Origin of the sequence: Hujiaoplasma nucleasis, from assembly GCF_013745115.1 — a bacterium.
In the GTDB taxonomy this organism is placed as follows: Bacteria; Bacillota_I; Bacilli_A; order Izemoplasmatales; family Hujiaoplasmataceae; genus Hujiaoplasma; species Hujiaoplasma nucleasis.
Genome location: NZ_CP051151.1, coordinates 1,735,585 through 1,758,170 on the forward strand (window position 1 = coordinate 1,735,585; position 22,586 = coordinate 1,758,170).

The window sequence follows — 22,586 nt, forward strand, 5'->3', positions numbered from 1 at the left end:
CTTAGAATCACTTATAATATAATTATGAATATTAATAAACTAGAAAATTGGTACGCAGATCATCATCGGAAGTTGCCATTTAGAGAAACAAAAGACCCATATCATATATGGGTTTCTGAAGTTATGCTCCAACAAACACAAGTAGAAACTGTAATTCCTTATTTTGAACGCTTTATTAAGCGCTTGCCAAGTATTCATGATTTAGCTGCTATTGAGGAAGAAAAATTGTTTTCATTAATTCAAGGTCTAGGCTATTATCGCCGTTTTAAAAACCTTCATAAGGCAGCGAAAATAGTCGTTACTCAACATAAAGGTATATTTCCTTCTTCCTTTAAAGAAGTAAGAAAATTGCCTGGAATAGGCGATTATACAGCAGGAGCTATTATGTCGATTGCTTATAATAAACCCTATAATGCTACAGATGGCAATGTCATCCGAGTCTTATCAAGATTGATGAATATAAATGATGATATGCGTATAGATAAAAATAAAAAACAAATCACCGCCATTAACCAGAGCTTTATTGAAAAAGCAAACCCAAATATCTATACTCAAGCCATTATGGAATTAGGGGCTTTAATCTGTAGGCCTATTCATCCTAAATGTAAGTTATGCCCCTTAAATTCTGAATGTCTAGCTTATAAAAATAATCTTCAAAACACCTTGCCTAATTTATCAAAAAAGCCTGAAAAAAAGCTTATACAATATAAAGTGTTTATTATAAGAGATAATAATTATCTTTATTTAAGAAAGAGAAAAGAAAAATTGCTTGGAGGTATGTATGAATTTCCTCAGTTTGAAGAGGATCTATTGCCTTTTGATTACCATGTAATAAAAGTATTGGGGCATAAAAAACATATTTTCACCCATCTGATTTGGGAAATGAAAGCATTAGAAGTCAAATTAATATCGGAGCCCTTAGATGAATGGATTAAAATTTCTATTGATGATTTAAAATTATATCCTATGGCTACCGCTCATAAAAAAATCGCTAACTTATTATAGTTAGCGATTTATAATTTTAGTACATACCAGGATTCATTTGAGGTAGATCATTTTTTTCTTCTTTTTGGCTAACAACAGCAGCTTCAGTTGTTATAAACATACCTGCTATACTAGCAGCATTTAAGACAGCGTTTCTAGTCACTTTAGTTGGGTCTATAATGCCTTCGTCAATCATGTTAACAAATTGACCAGTTTTAGCGTTGAACCCAATATCTTTTTTAGAATTTTTTTGTTTTTCGACAATTTCAACTCCATCAAAACCAGCGTTTTCAGCGATTTGGAAAGTAGGAGTAAGTAAACTTTCTAACACAATATTAATACCTTTTTGAACTTCTTGGTCTGAATCATTTAAACTTCCTTTGAGTTCATTATATATATCGATTAAGATTGCGCCTCCTCCAATTACAATGCCTTCTTCAACGGCTGCTTTTGTAGCATTTAGAGCATCTTCAATTCTAAGTTTTTTCTCTTTTAACTCAGTTTCTGTGGTAGCTCCAACTTTTAAAATGGCGATACCGTCTGTTAGTTTTCCAAGTCTCTCTCTTAAGCGTTTCTTATCATAGTCTGAGGATGTATTTTCTAATTGTTCTTTAATAATTTTTGCACGTTCTTCGATAGAATCTTTTGAACCTGCACCTTCTAGGATGGTAGTAGTGTCTTTGCTTACAATAATTTTTTTAGCCAAACCTAAATCATCCATGGTCATATCTTTTAGTTCCATATTCAAATCTTTTGCATAAAAGTTTGCGTTAGTAAGGGTTGCTATATCTTGTAGTATATCTTTTTGATTGTCTCCGAAACCTGGTGCTTTAGTGGCCACTACATTAAATGTTCCCCTAAGTTTATTAACAATTAAAGTTGATACAACTTCATTTTCAATATCATCAGCGATTATGAAAAGAGGTTTGTTTTGTTCTACAACTTGTTCTAACAAAGGTAAAATATCTTTAATGGTCGATATTTTTTGATCTGTGACTAAAACATAGGTATTTTCTAAATTTACTTCCATTTTTTCTCTGTCAGTAACCATATATGGACTGATATAACCCTTATCATATTGCATACCCTCAACCAGTTCTAAATTGGTATCAAATCCTTTTGATTCATCTACTTGGATGACACCAGATTTTCCTACTTGGTCCATTGCTTTTGCAATTAAATCACCAATTTCTGTAGAACCAGATGAAATACTAGCCACTGAAGCTATATCGTGCGAAGAATTCAAAGTTCTTGTTTTTTCTAACAATCTTTTAGAAACTTCTTTACTTGCTTTGTCAATACCTTCTTTTAATAAAACTGGATTAGTGCCTTTGTCTACATGTCTTAACCCCTCGTGTATCATTGCTTGAGCTAATACAGTAGCGGTTGTTGTTCCATCACCAGCTTGATCATTTGTTTTTGATGCAACTTCTTGAACTAATTTAGCACCCATGTTTTCATATGCGTCTTTAAATTCAATTTCCTTAGCAATGGTGACACCATCATTAGTAATGGTAGGTGACCCATATGATTTTTCTAATATAACATTTCTTCCTTTAGGACCTAATGTTACTTTTACTGTATTGGCTAATTGATCAACACCTTTTAACATTTTATCTCTTGCGTCTTTAGCGAATAGAATATCTTTACTCATAATTTATCACTCCTCTACAATAGCTAAAATATCTGTTTCTTTAATGATTAGATAATCTTTTCCTTCAAGTTTAACATCAGTCGTTGCGTATTTCTTAAATATAACTTGATCTCCTTCCTTGACTGACATAGCTTGTAAGACTCCATCTTTGTAAAAACCTTCACCAATGGCTAACACTCTTCCGATGGCTGGCATTTCTTGGTCTTTTTCTTGTAAAATAATTCCTGATTTTGTTTTTTGTTCTTTTTTGATCACTTCAAGAATGACGTGATCATGTAATGGTTTTAACATGTCTAACCTCCTTGAAATATTTTTTTGGCACTCTATTGAGTGGCCTGCTAATATGAATATACAAAATTTTTTTTATTTTGTCAAGCGTCATAAATAAAAATAATTGAGTAAGAAAACTTACTCAATCATTGACTTATATTTATCCAATTTTCTACACTGATAAGCTAAATCTTTTAAAGGTATTTTTACTTCCCTTGAATCCAAAATATGCAATTGTTTCATATCAATATCTTTAATCACATATTCAGCAAAATCCCATAGAGATTCTTTCATATCATGATTTGATTCACCAGCAATCCTTGTAAATGCTTTAAGTAAAGCAGAAATGATGGTTAAGTCGCCTTTGCCATATAGGTATATTTGATAGAAATGATCATAAAGTAAGTCTTTATAATTTAGTGTTTTAATCATAATTCTTTCTTTTCCAGAGTCATCATGATAATAAAGGCTATAATAATTGTCTGAAAGTTTCATAAAGATAAAACCTAGTTGCTGAATACATATTTGAGCAGTAAAAGGATCATTGGTTCCGGGAGATAATGCTCTAACAGCGATCTCTACAAGCTTCATAGTCTTTTCTCTATATTCACTAAATGATCCGATTTCATCTGAAATTGCAAAACATGCGTTGATGACATCATCATCGAAGTTGAAAGAAGAATTACCCTGATATTTAAATAAGATATCACCTTCATAAATATGTTCATTAAGTGGTATATTTACTGTGATAGACAGATCGTTTTCTTGTAAATAATTCAATAGCTTAGTTTTATTAATGTCAATTAAATAGCCTGTATGTTTACTCGTATATTCGTTTTTATATTCTTTTTCTTCGTCTTCATCGTTTCTCTCAAATAGAATATTTGTATCCTCTTCAATTTCTTTTTGTTGTTTTTCGATATTGATAACTGCTTCTTTGACCATTTTGTCTATGTATACATTGATTTGAACTGATTTAGCAACATAATGGATAAAATATGCAAAAAGAATAAGACTTAAAATAAATATAATAATTGCAAATAAAGTCGTAAATGAATACAAGGTGTTAGGTTTTGTTTCAGATAAAACCAAAGAAACTAAAGAAAATATAGATACACCTATATAGTAAGCTAAAGTGTTTAAAGGAACTTTTCTTTGAAGAAAATCATTTAATGTTCGAGGTGAAAATTGACCACTATATAAGGTCAAAACGACCATGATGATTGAAAATGTGATGGTTACCATGGTAATGATAGCCGCAAGCATCATGATTAAAAAATCTTCTAGAAATTCTTGCGAAAAGCGAAGATGAGTGGATAAATTGGAATTTTTATCAATCATATAAAACAAAATGGAAAAACCCAAAAAGATAAACATATAAAATATAAATTTAAAATAAAATTTACTTTGGATAAAATTAATCAATTTTTTCATTATACCCTCTTTTCAACTTCTATTTTACCACAATAAACTCACAAAAATATGTTTTTAAGACAAATATGGATATGGTATAATAATTATTGAGGTGAAAAAATGAACTATTGCAAGAATTGTGGTCATGAAGTCAGACATGATGATAAGTACTGTTCTAACTGCGGACAATCTCTTATCCATAATCCATATAAACAATCGGATCAAAGATATTTCGACAAAAACGGCCCCTTAAAATCAAAGTATGAACAAACGTCTTATGTGTTAGGAATTACGGCTTTAATATTTTCTGCTTTAAACTGGATAGGTTTTCCTTATGTACATTTAATTGGACTGGTACTCGGTTTTATAGGTTTGTACTATGTTAAAAAGGATAAATTAACTGGAAGTTATTCAAAAGTAGGAAATATAATGTCTATCATTGCTATTGTCCTAGCGATAGCATCTATGGTTATAGGTGGAATCATTGCAAGTCGATTGATATAAGCATTTAATTATCATTATTTGCATAGAAAAAGTATAATATAATTAGAGGTGAAAAAAATGATTGTTAACCATATTGATAATTTAGAATCTAATAAAATAACACATCCTGATGCAAAAAATGCTTTTATGAAAGTCTTAGTATCAGAAAAAGAAGGATGGAATGATTACGTTATGCGTGTAGTTGAAGTTGAAGAAAATGGCTTTACACCTAAACACAATCATCCATGGCCTCATATTAATTATGTCATTGAAGGTCAAGGTCATATCATGATAGAAGGAAAGTTGCATCCTGTTAAGCAAGGTTCCTATGCTTATGTACCTAGTGATGCAATCCATCAGTTTAGAAATACAGGAAAGACAATGTTTAAATTTATTTGTATTGTTCCAAAAGAAGGTCATCGTTAGAGAAATTATTTTCTCTAACTTTTTTTTAAGCAAATGCGTTGATTATATTTCGAATTCGAAATATAATATAAGTAATAAAAAGTTGGAGGAATTAATTATGAATCAATTAAAAGGAATACATCATATAACCGCTATTACAAGTAGCGCTGAAAAAATATATCAATATTTCACAGATATTTTAGGATTAAGACTGGTTAAGAAAACTGTTAATCAAGATGATATTGATACTTATCATTTGTTTTTTGCAGATGATATTGGGAGTCCGGGAACGGATATGACCTTCTTTGATTTTAGGGGTATTCAAAAAGGTGAAAAAGGTAGTGATGAAATTAGTAGGATAGGCTTTAGAGTAAAATCAAATCAGGCTATTCAATATTGGAAGAAAAGATTTGAACATTATAATATTGACTTTAAAGAAGTTCAAATGTTTGATAGAATAATGTTGTGGTTTGAAGACTTTGATGGACAAGAATATGCAATTGTCTCTGATGAACTTATCAAAGGTACTGATGGTGGTATAGCTTGGAAAAAAGGTCCTGTACCAGACGAGTATGGAATTATAGGTTTAGGTCCGATATTTTTAAGAATATCTAATTTACCAAGAATGGATCATACTTTGGTTGAATATTTAGGATTTGAATTTAAATTATCTTATAAAAATTACTCTTTATATGAAGTCTATAAAGGGGGTAATGGTGCATCAGTTATCATTGATCATCAACCAAAATTAAAGCGTGCTTATCCAGGTTATGGATCAGTTCACCATATGGCTTTTAGGATTGAAGACTTAGAGGTTTTAAATCATTGGATAAAGAAACTGAATTCTATTGGCGCAAGACATTCTGGTTATGTAGATAGATTTTATTTTAAGTCACTTTATACAAGATTATATCCTAGTATTCTTTTTGAATTCGCAACAGAAGGTCCTGGTTTTATTGATGACGAAGAATCATATGAAAATCTTGGAGAAAATTTAGCTTTGCCACCTAAGTTTAGAAACCAAAGAACTGAGATAGAAAAGATTGTTAGGTATATTGATACTAGACCTAAAAATTATGATAAGGAGTATTTCTAATGAAAGATTTAAAAACCATTACTACACTTTTTCGAGCTACGGATTCGTTTTCTAAAGCCATTCAAAGAGATGTTAAACAATATGGTTTAAATGTAACAGAGTTTGGTATTATGGAAGCTTTGTATCACAAGGGGAAAATGAACATTAAATCATTGCTTGAAAAAGTCTTAATTACCAATTCGACAATGTCTTATGTGATTGATCAACTTATTCAAAAAGAATACATTATTAAAACTCAGTCATTATTAGATCGCCGTTCCTTTGAACTTGATTTAACCCAAGCAGGTCATTCATTAATGAAAAACATCTTTGTTAAGCATAAAAAGCATATGCGTTCTATTATTGAGGTCTTAAGTAAAGAAGAAGAGGAACAATTAAGAATTATGCTAAAGAAGATTGGAAAAAGAGCCAATGACTATGGATTATAAGTTCATTAATAATGAAAGTGATAGAACCATTGTATTATTGCATGGGACTGGTGGAGACGAGAATGATTTAATCTTTATCGGCCAACAAATCGATCCCAAAGCGAATTTGCTAGGTTTACGAGGTAGAATTAATGAACACGGAATGAATCGTTTTTTTAGGAGAATTAAACCTGGTGTTTTTGACATAGATAATCTTGTTGAGGAAACGAAATATTTACATAAGTTTTTACAAACCTTTGCAAAAATTAATCAGCTAGATTCAAGTAAAATGGTATTGTTAGGATTTTCCAATGGAGCTAATATTATTGCTTCCTTAATTTATCATTATGGCAAGTTTTATCAGGCTCATATTTTATTACATCCTATGATACCTATTAGAAATTTTAAAGTCGTAAAACAAGATCAAAACTTAGTCTTTATTTCTGCAGGTGATAATGACCCGATTGTGCCCTTTTCTGAAGTTCAAGACTTGGTAGAAATTTTAGAAAACCATGGGGCTGAAGTAGAGTTCAAAGTATATTCATTTGGCCATAGTTTAAGTGAAAAAGAATTGATAGATATACAAAAATTTTATAAAAAAAAGGTTATAAAATCTTCATGATTTCATAACCTTTTTAATTATAATTTTGACTTAGATAATTTTAAGATACTCAAACCATAGAATATTGCCATAAATATACCCATGGATAATAGCATATGCCATTCTTGCATTTCAAAATTGCCTATCATTACTTTTAGTCCGTATATTTCAGCATATTCATCATAAAATTGACTAGGAGAGTTTCCAAAGACTTTTTCAACAGCTCCACTCATATATACTTTTCTCATAATAGTGACCGCATGAGCTGTAGGTAAGATACTCATAAATGTTTGGACTGATGAACCAAGAACACCAATAGGAATATAAATACCTCCAAGAAATCCTATAAATGTACCCACTATGGTAGAGAGAGTTCCAAAGGCATTTCTCGTTTTAACGTAGATTGATAAATAAAAGAAGAAAGAAGAAAAGGTCATAATTGAAAATATCATCAATAGCAATATTTTAATAAAATCAAAAAACGCTAGAAATTCACCACCCTGAGATAAAATATAAATTTGGCCAACGATTAAGTTAACAAAGACTAAAATAAAAGCAATAACCCAAGAACTTATAAGATAAGATAAGGCGAGTTTATTTTTAGAAATAGGAGATACGTAAAAATCATCTAATATCTGATCAGCCCTATCATCAATAATACCTCCAATAGCTCCTAAAGGCACGGTTACGGTAGATACCATAAGGATTCCTGACATAATCCAAGCAGAGACTAACCAAGCGATACCATCAATATCACCGACTTCAGCTTTTAAATTATCGATTTGCATTTGACCCAAAAATAAGATGTAGAGTAAAAGAATAATTATCACAGATAAGAAACTAAAGAAAACAGATGCTTTGTCTCTTAAGTATTTTTTTAAATTCCTTTTTACAAGAGCAATTAACACGCCATTCATTATTCCACCAACTCTCTACCTGTGATATTGACAAAAACATCATCCATATCCCCACGAATAATCTCAAAGTCTTTAATATGATCTTTATATTGATTGACTAATTCAATACCTTGAAAACAATTGTCTAAAGTGATGACTGCTAAACCATTTACTACTGTAAATGCCTGATTATTATCTTCTAATATTTTAAATAAATTATTCTTTGGAATCATCTTTAATCGATCATTTGAAAAATTAAGTCTTAATTCTTCTGAAGAACCCATGGCAACGATGTTACCCTTATCAATAATTACTACTTTGTTAGCATCTTTAACTTCTTCCATATAATGTGTAGTAAGAAATATAGTCATATTTTTTTCTGTTCTTAATTTTTGGATAAGGTCCCAAATGTCTTTTCTACTCTTTGGGTCTAAACCAGTCGTAGGTTCATCTAGTATCAATAATGATGGCCAGTGCAATAAAGCTCTAGCAATATCAGCTTTTCTTCTTTGACCGCCGGATAGGTTTTTATATTGTTGATTTAAAAATTGAGAGAAATGAATGTAAGAATCTATTTCGTCAATTCGATGAAGAAAAGTAGCTTTATCATAACCATAAAAAGAAGCTCTGACCTCTAAGTTTTCCTTCACTGTTAACAAGTTATCTAACATATTGTTTTGAAATACAACTCCGATTTTTTCTCTTATTTTTTGGTTATCTTTATCTAATTTTAAACCAAAAATTTCAACATCACCTGTTGTTTTTTCAATCAGTGTTGAGATGATCCGGATTGTAGTTGTTTTTCCAGCACCATTTGGACCTAAAAAGGCAAAAAAAGAATCTTTTTCTACTTCAAAAGATATATTTTTAACAGCCAGTAAATCACCATATAATTTGCTTAAATCTTTTACTACAATGGCTTTTTCCATAAATCCCCCTTTTTTTCATTTTAGCATGGGCTTATTAGATAGACAATGAATTTTTAATTATTTTACATTATTGACTATTCTATGTATAATATGGATTGAGATTGGAGAAATCTATGGCGACATCAGTTAATAAAAAAAATGAAACCATGTTAAAAGAAATGAATATTAAAAAATTATTAATCAAGTTAGCTATCCCTTCAACTTTAGCAATGATTGTGAATGCTCTTTATAATTTGGTTGATACTTTTTTTGTGTCTTTAGGACTCGGAACTGATGCGATTGGTGCTCTAACTATTGCCTATCCAATCCAATTAATTGTTCTGGCTATTGGTTTAATGTTAGGTGTGGGATCTGCATCAGTTTTTTCTAGAGCCTTTGGTCGTAAAGATTATGATACTATGAAGAAAGCTGTAAATACAGCGATCATCCTTAATATTTCCTTAACACTAATTATTAGTTTTATCACTTATATATATCTTGATGATTTATTAATCTTCTTTGGAGCTACTTCAGGTAATATTGCTTATGCAAGAGATTATTTGCTTATTATATTAATTGCTTTGGTTCCTTTTTCCTTGGGTGTGATGATGAATAATTTAACAAGGGCTGAAGGTAGGGTTAAAATTGCAATGTGGTCTCTGGTCATTGGCGCTGGGCTTAATATAATACTAGATCCTATATTTATATTTGATTGGGGATTTAATTTAGGTGTTAAGGGTGCTGCTTACGCAACACTTATCGGTAAAACTGCAGCTTTTATTTTTATCTTTTTACAAGCTTTTTCAAGAAAATCTTCATTGAGAATAGATTTGAAAAGCATTTATAAAATAGATTTATCCGCAGCGAAAGAAATGATTTTGATTGGAGCGCCTTCATTTGCTAGAGTAGCTATGGGCTCTGTCTTAATTATATTGGTTAACAATTTAATCAAAGATTACGCACCAACTGAAGAACTTGCGACTGATTATCAAGCTATTTATGGGGTGATAAACCGTTTAATAAGGTTTTCTTTAATGCCTGGTTTTGGTCTTGTACAAGGAATGGTTCCTATAGTGGGATATAATTTTGGCGCTAAAACGTATCGAAGAGTTTATGGAGTAATCTCCTATGCCTCCAAATTATTATTCATTTACTTTACCTTTGCATTAATTATGATTATGTTTTTTTCCGAACCCTTGTTTTCTATTTTTACTAAGGCTGAGGATGCGACAAATATAGAGAGATTTATTGATTTAGGCTCAAAAGCATTTAGAATTGTAGCTATTGGCTTTTCCTTTGTAACTTATCAAGTGGTTTTATCAAGTTCGTATCAAGCCATGGGTTATCCATTAAGAGCATTTTTAGTTGCCTTATCTAGAAGATTTATATTATTCATTCCTTTCGCTATTTTACTCACATATATCATGGGTATTGATGGAATTTGGTGGACTTTTGTTGTCGCTGATGTTGTTACTGGAACTATATCATTTATCGTATATAAAAAAGAAATGCTTGAATTAAAATCAATAATTGTGAGGTTATAAAATGACAAAAATATTTTCAACAAAAAAAATTAATCAAACATTAATACAAAATCGTTTAGTATTACCGCCTATGGTTACTTTTAATTATTCTAAAGAAGGTTTTGTTAATGATCGTAAAATAGATCATTATTATCAGATAGCTAAAAACGGCATAGGTTTGATTGTCCTAGAAGCTACTGCCATTCACCCATTAGGTAGATTATCAGATTGTCAATTGGGTATTTGGGATGATCAATTTATACCAGGTTTAAAACAGTTGGTAGATACTGTTCATCAAGAAAAGGTGCCTATTGTCGTACAAATCCATCATGCTGGTCAAAAAACTAAGGTAACAGGTTTTAATGATATTGTATCAGCGTCTCCATATAAAAATGCACGTGGACTTTCATATGGAGAAGTAAAATCTCTGATTCATGATTTTAAAGAAGCTGCTATTAGGGCATATAAAGCAGGCTTTGATGGTGTTGAAATCCATGGCGCTCATGGTTATTTGCTGACTCAATTCTTTTCATTAAAGTCAAACCAAAGAAAAGATGAGTATGGTGGTTCTTTTGAGAACCGCATAAGGATAGCTAAAGAAATATACCATGAAGTAAGAACTCATACAAGTCCTAATTTTATTATTGGTATTCGCATGGGTTGTAATGAAAATTCTTTAGAAGAATCTATTTTAATGGCAAAGGAATTTGAAAAAACTGGTTATGATTATTTATCAGTTTCATCTGGCCTAGATGCTAGTGAGATTGAAAAACCAAAAGACTTTCCATATCACTGGATTACATATGGAGGAATTCTTATACAAAAACAGGTAACAATACCAGTTATAGGGGTTTATGGTATCCGTACTGAAGCTCAAATTAAAGGCCTTATTGAGAGTGACCTATTAGATTTTGTTGCTTTAGGAAGAACACAATTGGCAGATTATAATTTTACTAAGCATTTGAAAAATCATGAAGAAATTTTATATTGTTTACAATGTCAGCCATGTAGATGGCGAGAAGATGGAAGTTTATGCCCTAGACAAAGACAAGTAAACCAAAAAAAATCTAAATTAAAAATCTCTTAAGTGCAAAAATGAATATTTTATGATATAATACTTGTGATTTATGTAAACTTGAGAGAAAGGAGCCTAATATGAAAATAGAAAAACGTACAGAATCTTTAAAAAATGTAAGAGGTATGAAAAAAATACCTGGTGTATTATTTGGTAAAACAATTGAACCAATTTCAATTCAAGTTGATGAAAAAGTTTTTCATGATACATTGAATGAAAAAGGATTAACGCAAACATTTGAAGTGAAATTAGGTAATAAAAAACATTTAGTATACATTAAAGACATTCAAAGAGATATCGTAAAACACAATGATTTCTTAAATATTAAGCTACAAAAAGTATCAAAAGACGATACTATTACTACAAATATTCCATTGAATATTATCGGTAGAGAAAAAGTTGAAAAACCTGGTGTTATGGTTTCAGTTCCTAATGATTCATTAGAAGTTGAATACAATGTTGGTTCAGGTGTATCTCACATTGATGTTGATGTTTCTGCGTTAAGAATCGGAGATTCTTTAGCTGTTAAAGATTTGACAATTCCAGAAGGATTGAAAGTTCACACTGATTCAGAACAAACTGTTGTATCGGTTGTGGAAACACATTATGATGAAGCAGAACTAGAAACTGAAGAAGTTGATCCAGAAGATGTTGAAATAATTACTGAAAAGTCTGAAAAAGACGAAGAATAATTTTGACTTAAAAGCACTCATAATGAGTGCTTTTTTTCTAATTTAAATTTTTTACCAATAAAAACCATAATTCATTCGTATATATGATAGAGGCGAAGTGCTATAATATTTATAGGAGGATTTATGCCTATTAATTACGATGATTATATTGATAAACTTATAGAAAAAGATAACGACGCCTTTAAAGTAGTTTACGAACATACTAAAAGAGGTGTTTTTTCAATAATTATTTCATTAGTAAGAAATAAAACTGTAACTGAAGATTTAATGCAAGACACTTACATAAAAATGATACAAAAAATAAGACAGTATCAAAAAGGAAGAAATTTTAATGCTTGGTTAATTCAAATTGCTAAAAATACTGCTTTAGATTATTTAAGGAAATCCAAAAAAGAAACCTTATACGATCCTCAGGAACAAGCTTATTATCATGCATCTCAAAAAACTGAGGGTAAAACCTATCATGTATCAGATTTAGTAGAAAGTCTAAATGAAGACGAAAAGCAAATAGTCTTGTTAAGAGCTGTATCAGAATATAAATTTAAAGATATAGCCAAAATGGTTGATAAACCATTAGGCACTGTCTTATGGATATACAGTAAAGCCATAAAGCAACTTAAGAAGGAGGTGGGTTCAAATGAATAATAAAGATTTAAAGAATAGAATTAAAGAAAGTGCAATTAATGAAATTCCTGATGTTTTTGATAAAATCAATATTCAAGACATCACAATTGAACCGAAAACAGAAACTGTTAAAAAACCGCAATTTTCTTTTAACCTTAAATTAGTATTATCTACTTTTTTATTTATTATCACAGGTTTTTTCATTTATCAAACCATTCAAAGTCCTGAGACTGATCTTCCTTACTTATCAGATGTAGAGTCTTTGGCCTTTCAAACAGTGTCAGCTCAAAGTCTTCTAGAATATACAAATATTGAAAATCAATCCTTAAGTATGTCGGCTGCTGATGATGTTGAAGATTATTTAGATGAAATGACACCAATGATAGAACTAGCAGAAATGATTGTAAATCAAAGAAATCAAATATCATACCAAGTTTTAGAATCAGATCGACAAGATTATGAATACCGTATTCATTTCAAAGCTTATTCATTAAATCAAGTGCTCATTGAATATGATGTATATTATAATCAAAGCAATGATAACATCACAGGTCTTGTTTTTACTGGTGAATCAGACTATCAGTTTGTAAAAAATAGTGATCGTTTTAGACTATACGAAAATGACCAAGATTTTATTGAAATTAATAATCAAAAGCCCAATCTTTTTAATTTTAGATATATGAAAAATAATTTGGAACAATTTTCTACTCAAATAGATTTAGATTATCAAAATGATGCTTATCAAGCAAACTTTAATTATCAAAATAAACAAGGATTGCAAATTTCTTTAATGATGAAAAGAAATCCGAATCAATCAATGGAGGTAGATTACTCTGTTCGCGATATGGCAAGACAAATGAATGGACGTTATCAAGTATCTGTAGAAGAAAACCAAGATACTGGTCAACCAATATATCGTTTTAAATTTGATGATCAATCAATTATTGAAAAAGAAAAACCAAATAGACCTCATCAAAATAACCCTGGACGAGGTCCTGGAAATATGAGTTTAAATATTTTTTTAAATATTACCAATAAAAACCAACCTTCAAACGTATATATAGTGAAAAGGAGGAATTAAAATGAAAAAATTATTTTTATTGATTTTAGGTTTAGGAATAGGTATAGGAATTATGAGTTGTTCAAGTGAGGTGACTGATGAAATTATTCAGTCCGATGAACAAGTATTAGCAATTCAAGCAGTTTCATCAAGTATGTTATTATCATATAATGAAGGCACTGTAGAAGAAATGGCCAATGTTATGAATCCAACAGACTTCTCTGAAGATGATATAAATGACTTAGATTCTTATGTGGAAATGATAGAAACATTTTTAGGGAATGATCAATTAGAGGTTGAAACGACCCAATCTGATAATGAAGATTATGAGTACATGATTGTTTATACAACTTTGGGTATCAGCCAAGAAGCGATGGAATTTAAGTTATATTATAATGTCTATACAATTGATGAACCAATTACTGATGAACCAACAACAGAAGATTCAGTCACTGATGAACCAACAACAGTAGCTCCGGCGACAGAGCCATTAGCATTTAACCCTGATAGACAACCTTCTATGAGATTCGAAGATGAAGATGATGAATTTGTTGAAGAGTTAATTCAAGGTATAATGATTATTGGTGATATAACTTATGAAGTTGAAGGGAAAATTTTAAATGTTAATGGTAAAGAAATTTCAAGAATTCGTTCATTTATTGATGAAGAAAACTTTGTATTAGTGAACTACCAAATAGATGACACTGAAGTAGATAAAGAAAAATTCTTCTACCAAATGGTTAAAGATGGTCAAGTTGTATCAAGATCAAAAGTGATGATATTTGAGAATGATCATATGCAACACGTACAGTTAGAAATGATTGAAGGCGATGAGTATGCTAGATATCAATTCCATTTAAGAGAAAACAGTGGAGTTACTTACATTCATATTAACTATAGAATTGAGACTAATGATGAAGTTAGTGAAGGTAATATTCGTTTAACGAAAAGTATTGATCCTGAAACAAATGAAGTGATTTATGCTTATCAAGTAACACCTAATCGAGGTCAAGGACAAGGTGGACAGTTTAACAAGCGTCATCATCATAGAAGCTATATGCAAGAAAATCATCAAACAACAATCTTATAGACAAAAAGAGCCAATTCGTTTGGCTCTTTTTTTAGTTTAATTCTTTAAAGACCTTAAAAAAATAATATATAAAAAGTGTTTTGATTTCTTAAGCTTGTGATATAATATTCATACTGAAAGGGTGGACATATGAGAAAAATATCACTACTATTTATTTTAATAATAACATTTATGTTAGCTTCATGCGACGGTTTTGACTCTTCAACAGAAGAAAATATATCCTTTGAACCAACAACAGTGGAACTAACAACTGAGGAACTAACAACAGAAGAACTAACAACAGAAGAACTAACAACAGTGGAACTAACAACAGTGGAACTAACAACAGTGGAACTAACAACTGAGGAACCAACAACAGAAGAACCAACGACAGAGGAACCAACAACAGAAGAACCAACAATAGAAGAACCAACAACAGAAGAACCAACGACAGAAGAACCAATAACAGAGGAGCCAACAACAGAAGAACCAACGACAGAGTACCCAACAACGGATGTAGAAACAACCTTTGTAGATCAATCATTTATGCCTACTAACTATTCCTTATTGCAAGATGAACTTGATAGCTATGGTTTGCCATCAATGGGTGATGTCAATGTACTTGTTTTTGCAATTGATTTTCCTGATATGCCATATCAGCCATCTAATCCATCTATCCAAGATATTGAACTTGCGTTCAATGGTGAATCTTCAGAAATAGATTTTGAATCAGTAAGTTCTTATTATCAAAAGTCATCATTTAATCAATTAAATATTAAGGCTGATGTTTTTGGTTATTACACGACAAGTCAAAATTCAACTTATTATAAAGTAGAGAATGATAAATTCTATGAAACTAATCCTAACACTGGAGAATATGTTTATGGAGACGATGAAATCACCTATGTTGAAAGTGATATTATATATGAATTGTTGACTTATTATGATAATCAAATAGATTATTCACAATATGATGCTAACCAAGATGGTTTTATTGATGGAATTTATATTGTTTATAATCATCCATCTGACGCTGAAACCGACTTGTGGTGGGCATATCAGTATTATTATGCTTATGAGGATAACTTCGATGGCGTTAGTCCAAATTACTTTATGTGGGCTTCCAATGACTTTCTTCAAGAAGGTAATGATAATATAAATGCAAGGACATTCATTCATGAAACAGGTCATATGTTTGGCTTAGATGATTACTATGATTATTCTTTTGAAGATAGTCATAACAATGGTGGCTTAGGTACTTATATGATGGATTACAATATTGGTGACCATGATCCTTTTTCAAAAATTCTATTAGGATGGATAACACCCAAAGTCATTGATTCGTCATCTCTAACGACCATTACTCCACACTTAGATAATGGTGATGTGCTATTAGTAACCAATCATTGGAATGGAAGCATTTTTGACGAATATTTCTTAATAACTTATTACACGCCTGAAGGCTTGAATTCTCATGATCCAGATTATATATTTACTGAGACAGGAATTAATATTTTTCATGTAGCAGCTCAGATTGATCAAGGATATAATGGTGATTTAGTCTATTATTCGATATTTAATAATAACAATACAGACTCTCTCTACAAGCTAATTAATATTGTGGAAGCTGATATGAATGAATCAATTGAAGATTATTCTCTTGTTGAAAATTCAGACTTGTTTCAAGTCGGAGATATACTAAACGGTAATGTATACCCTAACTATAAGTGGTATAATGGTAGTCAGGTTAATTTTACAATTTCAATTGAGTTTATAGACCAAGAATCAGCAAATATTAAAATAACCTTCAAATAAAAAAATCGCTTACTAAAGCGATCTACATTTATTTTATATTAAATAGAAGGAAGATCTTAGTATATGAATACTAATTTCTTCCTTTTCTTTTTTGATTAATTTACTTATTCCTGATATTTATCGTGACTTCCCCAAATTAACTCTACTAAAGAAGGCAAATCTATAAATGGGTTTCGGTTGCCTTGATAAGAGAAGATTAGTTCATTCCTTAAAATTTCTTTCTCACTCACTGGGTCTTCTATATGCCACCTTAATAAGTCATCAATATCTCCATAAATAGGATCATCATCATTCCTATCATCTAACAAAGACATAGGGTCATTAACGATTTCTAAATCAAGAGTCTCATCTTCATAACGAATGACCATATAAAATATCATTCTAGCAACATCGCCTTTGATTTCATCTCTTGGTTCAAAATCCCAAACATTACATGTATAGTTATCATAACCTCTATCTTCTATATCAATATCATCCCCATCATGGCAATCTTCAAAGAATCGGTTGTTTTTAATGGAATTCATGACTCTTTCAGCTGCAACCAAATGATGAGCATCTGTATAGGCGTCATATGTTTCGGTAGGAAATCCTCTTGATTTCGACCAGATATGCTCTCTATTCCACTCAACTATTTTACTTTCTCCATAAGCATCTATTTGGCAAAATGAAGGTGGATTATTGGTATCTTGACAATCTTTGGGTATAGATAATCCAGTATAGAAACCTATAACATTGTTCTCGTTATTTGGGTCTTGATCAGCTGCTCTTAATATATCCCATACGTCTGTTTGATCATCGGTATAGGGATATACTCTATGATTTTTTGTAATTTCATTTAAGAATTCTTTTAATGCTTCACCCTCAAGATTATCTATACCATCATAGTAACCTAAAGGAATATACATGGAACCATCAGCATTTTTTACAACAGCATACTCATAAATAAATGAACTTGAATTACCCTTATTATCAGTAGCAATTAATTCTACTTGAAAGTTTCCTTCTTCTTGAGTACTAAAGTCACCAATGATGATGACTTCACATGCATCATCAAGATTGTCTATACATTCAACATCTAAATTAAAATTTTCATTTAATAGGTATTTGGCTCTTAGATTATCAGTTTTAATTTCAGGTGCTTGTGTATCGAATTGTCTTTCTATTTTATCCACAAGTCCGAGTTCAAAACTAGAATCTAAATAAATGAAAGCGGCTATAATAAAAACAATAATGGAAATAATCATGGTTAATTTTTTCTTCATGGTGTTCACTCTCCTTACCCAATATCTTAACATAGGATAATAATTTTATATAGATTCATTTAGTATTTTATCTATACATTTTTCGTGTTATAATATAAATACAAGGAGTGATAATAATGAAAAAATTATTAATGATGTTTGTCCTACTTACAAGTTTTGTCTTTTCTGCTTCTGTAACCCCGAAACTGGATACACCTAGTAACTTTTCATATGATGGGGCTTTAACTTGGGACGAAGTAGATTATGCACAAACTTACTTGATTACAATAAATGATGAGAATTTTGAAAGAGATATAGCCTATCTAGATGGTTTTATTCAAGAAGGTCAATATTCAATTGAGGTAGTCGCTAGGGCTGAAGGATATGAAGATTCTTTAATGGGAACTTATGTATTTGAGATAGATTATAATCAAGAAGCGAATATTAGTGTATATCTTAACAATCAAATTCTTTCTTGGAATGAAATTGATCAAGCCACTCATTATTTAGTCACTTTTGATTTTAATTTTGTTATTGTCGATACTAATGAGTTTGAATTACCTTCGGAAAATATTGAAAACTATTCCGTACAAGCTGTTTTTCCTGATGGTTCTAAGACAGCAATCTTCTCTTAAATTATATTTAAATTTAAAAAAAGCTTAAATTCAACTAGAATTTAAGCTTTTTATTAATATTAATTAAATTACAAAGTTTCCGTCTTTAAATATTTGAACTTTTTTTCCGTCTTTACTTTCACCAACAATGTCCATATCTTCAGAACCAAACATAAAATCTACATGAGCCATAGAATTGTTATAGCCATGCTTTGCTAATTCTTCTTTTGACATTTCAGTTCCGCCTTGAATATTCATCGGATATGCTCTACCTAAAGCTAGGTGGCAAGATGCATTTTCATCAAATAAAGTGTTAAAGAACAAGATATTAGATTGTGAAATTGGTGAATTGTGAGAGATCAGAGCAACTTCGCCAAGGTAAGAAGAACCTTCATCAAACTCAATTAAGTTTTTCAAATTTTCTTTACCTTCTTTAGCATCATAATTTACGACTTTCCCGTCTTTGAATTCAAGCCAAAAATCTTCAATTAAATTACCTTGATAATCTAAAGGTTTGGTAGCGACAACTTTTCCATTTACGCCTGTTTTTAAAGGCATGGTAAAGTTTTCTTCAGTAGGAATATTAGGATTGAAAACTACACCGTTGGTGCCTTCTTCTTGGCCACCACTCCATACATGGTTGTTGACTAAATCAACTTTTAAATCAGTTCCAAGTGCATTTTTAAAGTATAATGATTTAAATTGATAGTCATTAAGAATTTGGTTGTGTTTGATTAAACTTGAATTATGTTTTAGCCATTCTTCGACTGGGTCATTGTCTTCTGAAACTCTTGATGCTTTAAAGATAGCATCCCATAATGCTTCAACAGCTTGATCCTCATCTAAATTTGGAAAAACTTTTTTAGCCCAAATAGGGTTTGAAGCGGCAATGATTGTCCATTGACTTCTATTACCCATCATATGTTCACGATAAAAATTAAGGGCTTTAGAAGAAGCGATGGCTTGAGCTTGTTGTTTCTTAGGGTCTAAATCTTTGTTTAACCCAGGAATAGGAGACACAATGCTAATAACACAGGCACCATTATCAACGAAGTACTTATAACGACTGATAGCGTATTCAGGAATATTTTCAAGGCTTTCAATACTTTGGTATTCAACCGCCATTTTTCCAGTATATTCATCTCTCCAGTTTACGATAACTTCCTTAGCTCCAGCTTGGTAAGCTTTTTCAACAACTTTTCTTGCAATATCTCTTGTTTCTGTTGAAGCATTAACCACGACTACTTGGTCTTTTTGAACATTAGCTCCAACTTGTACTGATAAGTTTGCTAACTTATCGATTAAAATTTCTTTTGGCATAATTGACTTCCTTTCTAATTGTTTTTTCACTATGGATAGTATATCATGAATTATGAGCTTTGAAAAACATTTCAGATTAATCTTAGCTTTTTTATTGTCTGATATTTTGTGATATAATAAAATTGAATAAAGAGGTGATATTTTGGAAGAAAAACAATGGGTTCAATGGGGTTTTATTGAGAACTTTATGGTGAAAGCCTTTATGAAATTAGGGCTTTCAAAAGAAGATGCATCAATTTGCGCAGATGTGTTGATGGAAAGTGATCGTCGAGGTATTGAATCGCATGGAGTCAATCGCTTTAAGCCCATATATGTGGATAGGATTTTAGATGGAATTCAAAAACCTATAACAAAAATAGATATTCTAAAAGAAACACCAACAACCGCTGTGCTAGACGCCAACGATGGCATGGGAATGGTCGCATCTTTTCAAGCCATGAATATGGCCATTGAAAAAGCGAAAAAATATGGTATGGGCATGGTGGCGGTTAGAAACTCTACCCACTATGGTATTGCAGGGTATTATGCTTCTATGGCAACAAAAGAAAATATGATAGGAATAACTGGAACCAATGCCAGACCATCTATAGCTCCAACATTTGGCGTTGAAAACATGTTAGGAACCAATCCTTTAACCATTGGTTTGCCAAGTGATGAAGAATTTCCTTTTATATTAGATTGTGCCACAAGTATAACCCAAAGAGGAAAGATAGAGTATTTTGCAAAGATAAATCAAGATACACCAAAAGGTATGGTTCTTGGTAGAGATGGTCTTCCTAAAACTGACTCAAAACAAATTTTAGAAGACTTAAAAAATGAAAATGCAGCTTTAGCTCCTTTAGGGGGAATTGGCGAAGAACTTGCCGGTTACAAAGGCTATGGATATGCCACTGTGGTTGAGATATTATCGGCTGCTTTACAGGCAGGAAGTTTTTTAAAAATGTTATCAGGGGTTGATGAATCAGGACAGAAAAAGCCTTACCATTTAGGTCATTTTTTTATTGCGATTGATACAGAAGCTTTTATGGGTTCTAAAAGTTTTAGAAAAACCACAGGAGATATATTAAGAGCTTTGAGGGCTTCAAAAAAAGCTCCAGGGCGAGAACGTATTTATACAGCTGGAGAAAAAGAGTATCTAGCTTGGCTAGAAAGAAAAGATAAGGGTCTTCCATTAACTAAGGCCAGTCAAAATGATATTAAGGAGGTGAATAAAAAGTTAAATCTAAATATCGATTTACCTTTTTAACCAATGAAAAAATATGAAGAACAAATAAAAAAACTAACACCCTTACAATTTAAGGTGACTCAAGAAAATGCTACAGAACAGCCTTTTAACAACCTATATGATGATGAATTTAGAGATGGTATTTATGTAGATGTTGTTTCAAAAAGGCCATTATTTTCATCGCTCGATAAATATAACTCTGGTTGTGGTTGGCCGTCATTTACAAAGCCTATCAATGAAGAAGAAGTTGTAGAAAAAAGTGATTTTTCACATGGGATGTTTAGGACTGAAATCAGATCAAGTGAAGCTGATAGTCATTTGGGTCATGTTTTTACTGATGGTCCTAAAGACAAAGGTGGTTTAAGATATTGTATGAACTCTGCTGCTTTAGAGTTTATACCAAAAGAAGAGATGAGAGAAAAGGGTTATGGCAAATACCTTTACTTGTTCCAGGAGAACCAAAATGATTGAAAAAATTAAAGAAGCGAGAAAAGCAATAAGACCAGACTGGACTGATTTATATACATTGAAAACCTATAGGCAAATGAAGAAAGAAGAACCTGAGAAGTTTTATCATCCTGAGAGTCAAAAAATCATTGATTTATTAAAAATATTTCCAAATATTAAACAAAAAACTTTAACTGAAGTCATTGCTTCAAGAAGGAGTACTAGGTCCTATAAGGAACAAGCTCTTTCTTTTGAAGAATTATCCTACATATTATATGAAACATGTAGGGTTGATCATATTGAAAATGGTATAACTTTTAAAACCATTCCAACAGCTGGAGCTACAAATTCAGGAGAAACTTATATTTATGTGAATCATGTAGAAGGTGTTGAATCAGGTATATATCTTTATATTCAAGATAAACATCAGTTGGCATTGATTAATAATGAAGAAAACTTAAAGGATAAAGTAAATCAAGCTTTATTAAGACAATTGAGGGGGGCTGCTCTTGTTTTTTACTTCACCCATGTATTACCAAGGGTTGAATATAAGTATGCATATGTAGGGCCTAAATTAGCTTGCCTAGAGGCCGGCCATGCTTGCCAAAACTTGTCCTTAATCGCAGAAGTTATTGATTCAGGTGTCTGTGCTATTGCAGCTTACAAACAAGATGAGACTGATAAAATACTAAAAATTAATGGTGATGATCATTTCACCATCTATTGTGCTACGCTAGGTAAAAAGAAATAAGTCTTAAATAAGG

At 31.1% G+C, this 22,586-nt stretch carries 24 protein-coding genes; 17 read left to right on the plus strand and 7 right to left on the minus strand.

What is annotated here, in order from left to right:
- Positions 1 to 24 precede the first annotated feature (24 nt).
- The gene (mutY, locus tag HF295_RS08340) at positions 25 to 1,005 is read left to right on the plus strand and encodes an A/G-specific adenine glycosylase (protein ID WP_312031718.1); all 981 of its coding nucleotides are present in this window, start codon (positions 25 to 27) and stop codon (positions 1,003 to 1,005) included.
- 16 nt (positions 1,006 to 1,021) lie between these two features.
- Here mutY and groL read toward each other — a convergent pair whose 3' ends face one another.
- The 3 genes from groL to HF295_RS08355 all read right to left on the minus strand — a co-directional run bounded on the left by groL (position 1,022) and on the right by HF295_RS08355 (position 4,342).
- On the minus strand, positions 1,022 to 2,638 hold the full coding sequence (gene groL / locus HF295_RS08345) for a chaperonin GroEL (RefSeq protein ID WP_312031719.1): 1,617 nt from the start codon (positions 2,636 to 2,638) through the stop codon (positions 1,022 to 1,024).
- A gap of 6 nt (positions 2,639 to 2,644) precedes the next feature.
- Complete coding sequence (locus HF295_RS08350) at positions 2,645 to 2,929, minus strand: co-chaperone GroES (RefSeq protein ID WP_312031720.1); 285 nt, start codon at positions 2,927 to 2,929, stop codon at positions 2,645 to 2,647.
- 117 nt (positions 2,930 to 3,046) lie between these two features.
- On the minus strand, positions 3,047 to 4,342 hold the full coding sequence (locus HF295_RS08355; protein WP_312031721.1) for a DUF2254 domain-containing protein: 1,296 nt from the start codon (positions 4,340 to 4,342) through the stop codon (positions 3,047 to 3,049).
- 99 nt (positions 4,343 to 4,441) lie between these two features.
- Here HF295_RS08355 and HF295_RS08360 point away from each other — a divergent pair, with 99 nt between their 5' ends.
- The 5 genes from HF295_RS08360 to HF295_RS08380 all read left to right on the plus strand — a co-directional run bounded on the left by HF295_RS08360 (position 4,442) and on the right by HF295_RS08380 (position 7,334).
- Positions 4,442 to 4,825 (plus strand): zinc-ribbon domain-containing protein, encoded by a 384-nt coding sequence (locus HF295_RS08360; protein ID WP_312031722.1) that lies wholly within the window; start codon positions 4,442 to 4,444, stop codon positions 4,823 to 4,825.
- A gap of 57 nt (positions 4,826 to 4,882) precedes the next feature.
- On the plus strand, positions 4,883 to 5,230 hold the full coding sequence (locus HF295_RS08365) for a cupin domain-containing protein (RefSeq protein WP_312031723.1): 348 nt from the start codon (positions 4,883 to 4,885) through the stop codon (positions 5,228 to 5,230).
- A 97-nt stretch (positions 5,231 to 5,327) separates the two neighbouring features.
- A complete protein-coding gene (locus tag HF295_RS08370; protein ID WP_312031724.1) occupies positions 5,328 to 6,305 on the plus strand; it encodes a VOC family protein in 978 nt (325 codons plus the stop codon).
- On the plus strand, positions 6,305 to 6,733 hold the full coding sequence (locus HF295_RS08375; protein ID WP_312031725.1) for a MarR family winged helix-turn-helix transcriptional regulator: 429 nt from the start codon (positions 6,305 to 6,307) through the stop codon (positions 6,731 to 6,733). Before HF295_RS08370 ends, HF295_RS08375 begins: the two co-directional genes overlap by 1 nt.
- On the plus strand, positions 6,723 to 7,334 hold the full coding sequence (locus tag HF295_RS08380) for an alpha/beta hydrolase (RefSeq protein WP_312031726.1): 612 nt from the start codon (positions 6,723 to 6,725) through the stop codon (positions 7,332 to 7,334). The genes HF295_RS08375 and HF295_RS08380 overlap by 11 nt, the downstream gene beginning before the upstream one ends.
- Positions 7,335 to 7,351: 17 nt before the next feature.
- Here HF295_RS08380 and HF295_RS08385 read toward each other — a convergent pair whose 3' ends face one another.
- Both HF295_RS08385 and HF295_RS08390 read right to left on the minus strand, forming a co-directional pair.
- Positions 7,352 to 8,230 carry an ABC transporter permease gene (locus HF295_RS08385; protein ID WP_312031727.1) on the minus strand — a complete coding sequence of 293 codons (879 nt, stop codon included), beginning with the start codon at positions 8,228 to 8,230 and terminating at the stop codon, positions 7,352 to 7,354.
- The gene (locus HF295_RS08390; RefSeq protein ID WP_312031728.1) at positions 8,230 to 9,138 is read right to left on the minus strand and encodes an ABC transporter ATP-binding protein; all 909 of its coding nucleotides are present in this window, start codon (positions 9,136 to 9,138) and stop codon (positions 8,230 to 8,232) included. The genes HF295_RS08385 and HF295_RS08390 overlap by 1 nt, the downstream gene beginning before the upstream one ends.
- Before the next feature lie 113 nt (positions 9,139 to 9,251).
- Between HF295_RS08390 and HF295_RS08395 the strand changes: the two genes are divergently transcribed.
- The 7 genes from HF295_RS08395 (at position 9,252) to HF295_RS08425 (ending at position 16,975) form a co-directional block, all read left to right on the plus strand.
- Positions 9,252 to 10,661 (plus strand): MATE family efflux transporter, encoded by a 1,410-nt coding sequence (locus HF295_RS08395; protein WP_312031729.1) that lies wholly within the window; start codon positions 9,252 to 9,254, stop codon positions 10,659 to 10,661.
- A gap of 1 nt (position 10,662) precedes the next feature.
- On the plus strand, positions 10,663 to 11,727 hold the full coding sequence (locus tag HF295_RS08400; RefSeq protein ID WP_312031730.1) for an NADH:flavin oxidoreductase: 1,065 nt from the start codon (positions 10,663 to 10,665) through the stop codon (positions 11,725 to 11,727).
- 68 nt (positions 11,728 to 11,795) lie between these two features.
- On the plus strand, positions 11,796 to 12,407 hold the full coding sequence (locus HF295_RS08405; protein WP_312031731.1) for a 50S ribosomal protein L25: 612 nt from the start codon (positions 11,796 to 11,798) through the stop codon (positions 12,405 to 12,407).
- 123 nt (positions 12,408 to 12,530) lie between these two features.
- The gene (locus HF295_RS08410) at positions 12,531 to 13,052 is read left to right on the plus strand and encodes an RNA polymerase sigma factor (RefSeq protein ID WP_312031732.1); all 522 of its coding nucleotides are present in this window, start codon (positions 12,531 to 12,533) and stop codon (positions 13,050 to 13,052) included.
- A complete protein-coding gene (locus HF295_RS08415) occupies positions 13,045 to 14,112 on the plus strand; it encodes a hypothetical protein (RefSeq protein ID WP_312031733.1) in 1,068 nt (355 codons plus the stop codon). Before HF295_RS08410 ends, HF295_RS08415 begins: the two co-directional genes overlap by 8 nt.
- Before the next feature lies 1 nt (position 14,113).
- On the plus strand, positions 14,114 to 15,181 hold the full coding sequence (locus HF295_RS08420) for a hypothetical protein (RefSeq protein ID WP_312031734.1): 1,068 nt from the start codon (positions 14,114 to 14,116) through the stop codon (positions 15,179 to 15,181).
- A gap of 129 nt (positions 15,182 to 15,310) precedes the next feature.
- The gene (locus HF295_RS08425) at positions 15,311 to 16,975 is read left to right on the plus strand and encodes a metallopeptidase domain-containing protein (RefSeq protein WP_312031735.1); all 1,665 of its coding nucleotides are present in this window, start codon (positions 15,311 to 15,313) and stop codon (positions 16,973 to 16,975) included.
- Positions 16,976 to 17,079: 104 nt separating this feature from the next.
- Here the strand turns inward: HF295_RS08425 and HF295_RS08430 are convergent, their stop codons facing one another.
- Entirely contained in the window at positions 17,080 to 18,237 is a 1,158-nt protein-coding gene (locus HF295_RS08430; protein ID WP_312031736.1) for an endonuclease I family protein, read from the minus strand.
- A 116-nt stretch (positions 18,238 to 18,353) separates the two neighbouring features.
- On the opposite strand from HF295_RS08430, the gene HF295_RS08435 reads away from it, so the two are divergent.
- A complete protein-coding gene (locus HF295_RS08435) occupies positions 18,354 to 18,851 on the plus strand; it encodes a hypothetical protein (protein WP_312031737.1) in 498 nt (165 codons plus the stop codon).
- Between the two features lie 63 nt (positions 18,852 to 18,914).
- On the opposite strand, the gene HF295_RS08440 is transcribed toward HF295_RS08435, so the two are convergent.
- On the minus strand, positions 18,915 to 20,150 hold the full coding sequence (locus HF295_RS08440; RefSeq protein ID WP_312031738.1) for an aminopeptidase: 1,236 nt from the start codon (positions 20,148 to 20,150) through the stop codon (positions 18,915 to 18,917).
- Positions 20,151 to 20,337: 187 nt separating this feature from the next.
- Here HF295_RS08440 and HF295_RS08445 point away from each other — a divergent pair, with 187 nt between their 5' ends.
- The 3 genes from HF295_RS08445 to HF295_RS08455 are packed head-to-tail and all read left to right on the plus strand — an operon-like array spanning position 20,338 to position 22,573.
- Positions 20,338 to 21,396, plus strand: coding sequence for an Ldh family oxidoreductase (locus tag HF295_RS08445; RefSeq protein WP_376739694.1), 1,059 nt, complete (start codon positions 20,338 to 20,340; stop codon positions 21,394 to 21,396).
- 3 nt (positions 21,397 to 21,399) lie between these two features.
- The gene (gene msrB / locus HF295_RS08450) at positions 21,400 to 21,846 is read left to right on the plus strand and encodes a peptide-methionine (R)-S-oxide reductase MsrB (protein ID WP_312031740.1); all 447 of its coding nucleotides are present in this window, start codon (positions 21,400 to 21,402) and stop codon (positions 21,844 to 21,846) included.
- Positions 21,839 to 22,573, plus strand: a complete 735-nt coding sequence (locus tag HF295_RS08455; RefSeq protein ID WP_312031741.1) for a SagB/ThcOx family dehydrogenase — start codon at positions 21,839 to 21,841, stop codon at positions 22,571 to 22,573. Before msrB ends, HF295_RS08455 begins: the two co-directional genes overlap by 8 nt.
- Positions 22,574 to 22,586: the final 13 nt, after the last annotated feature.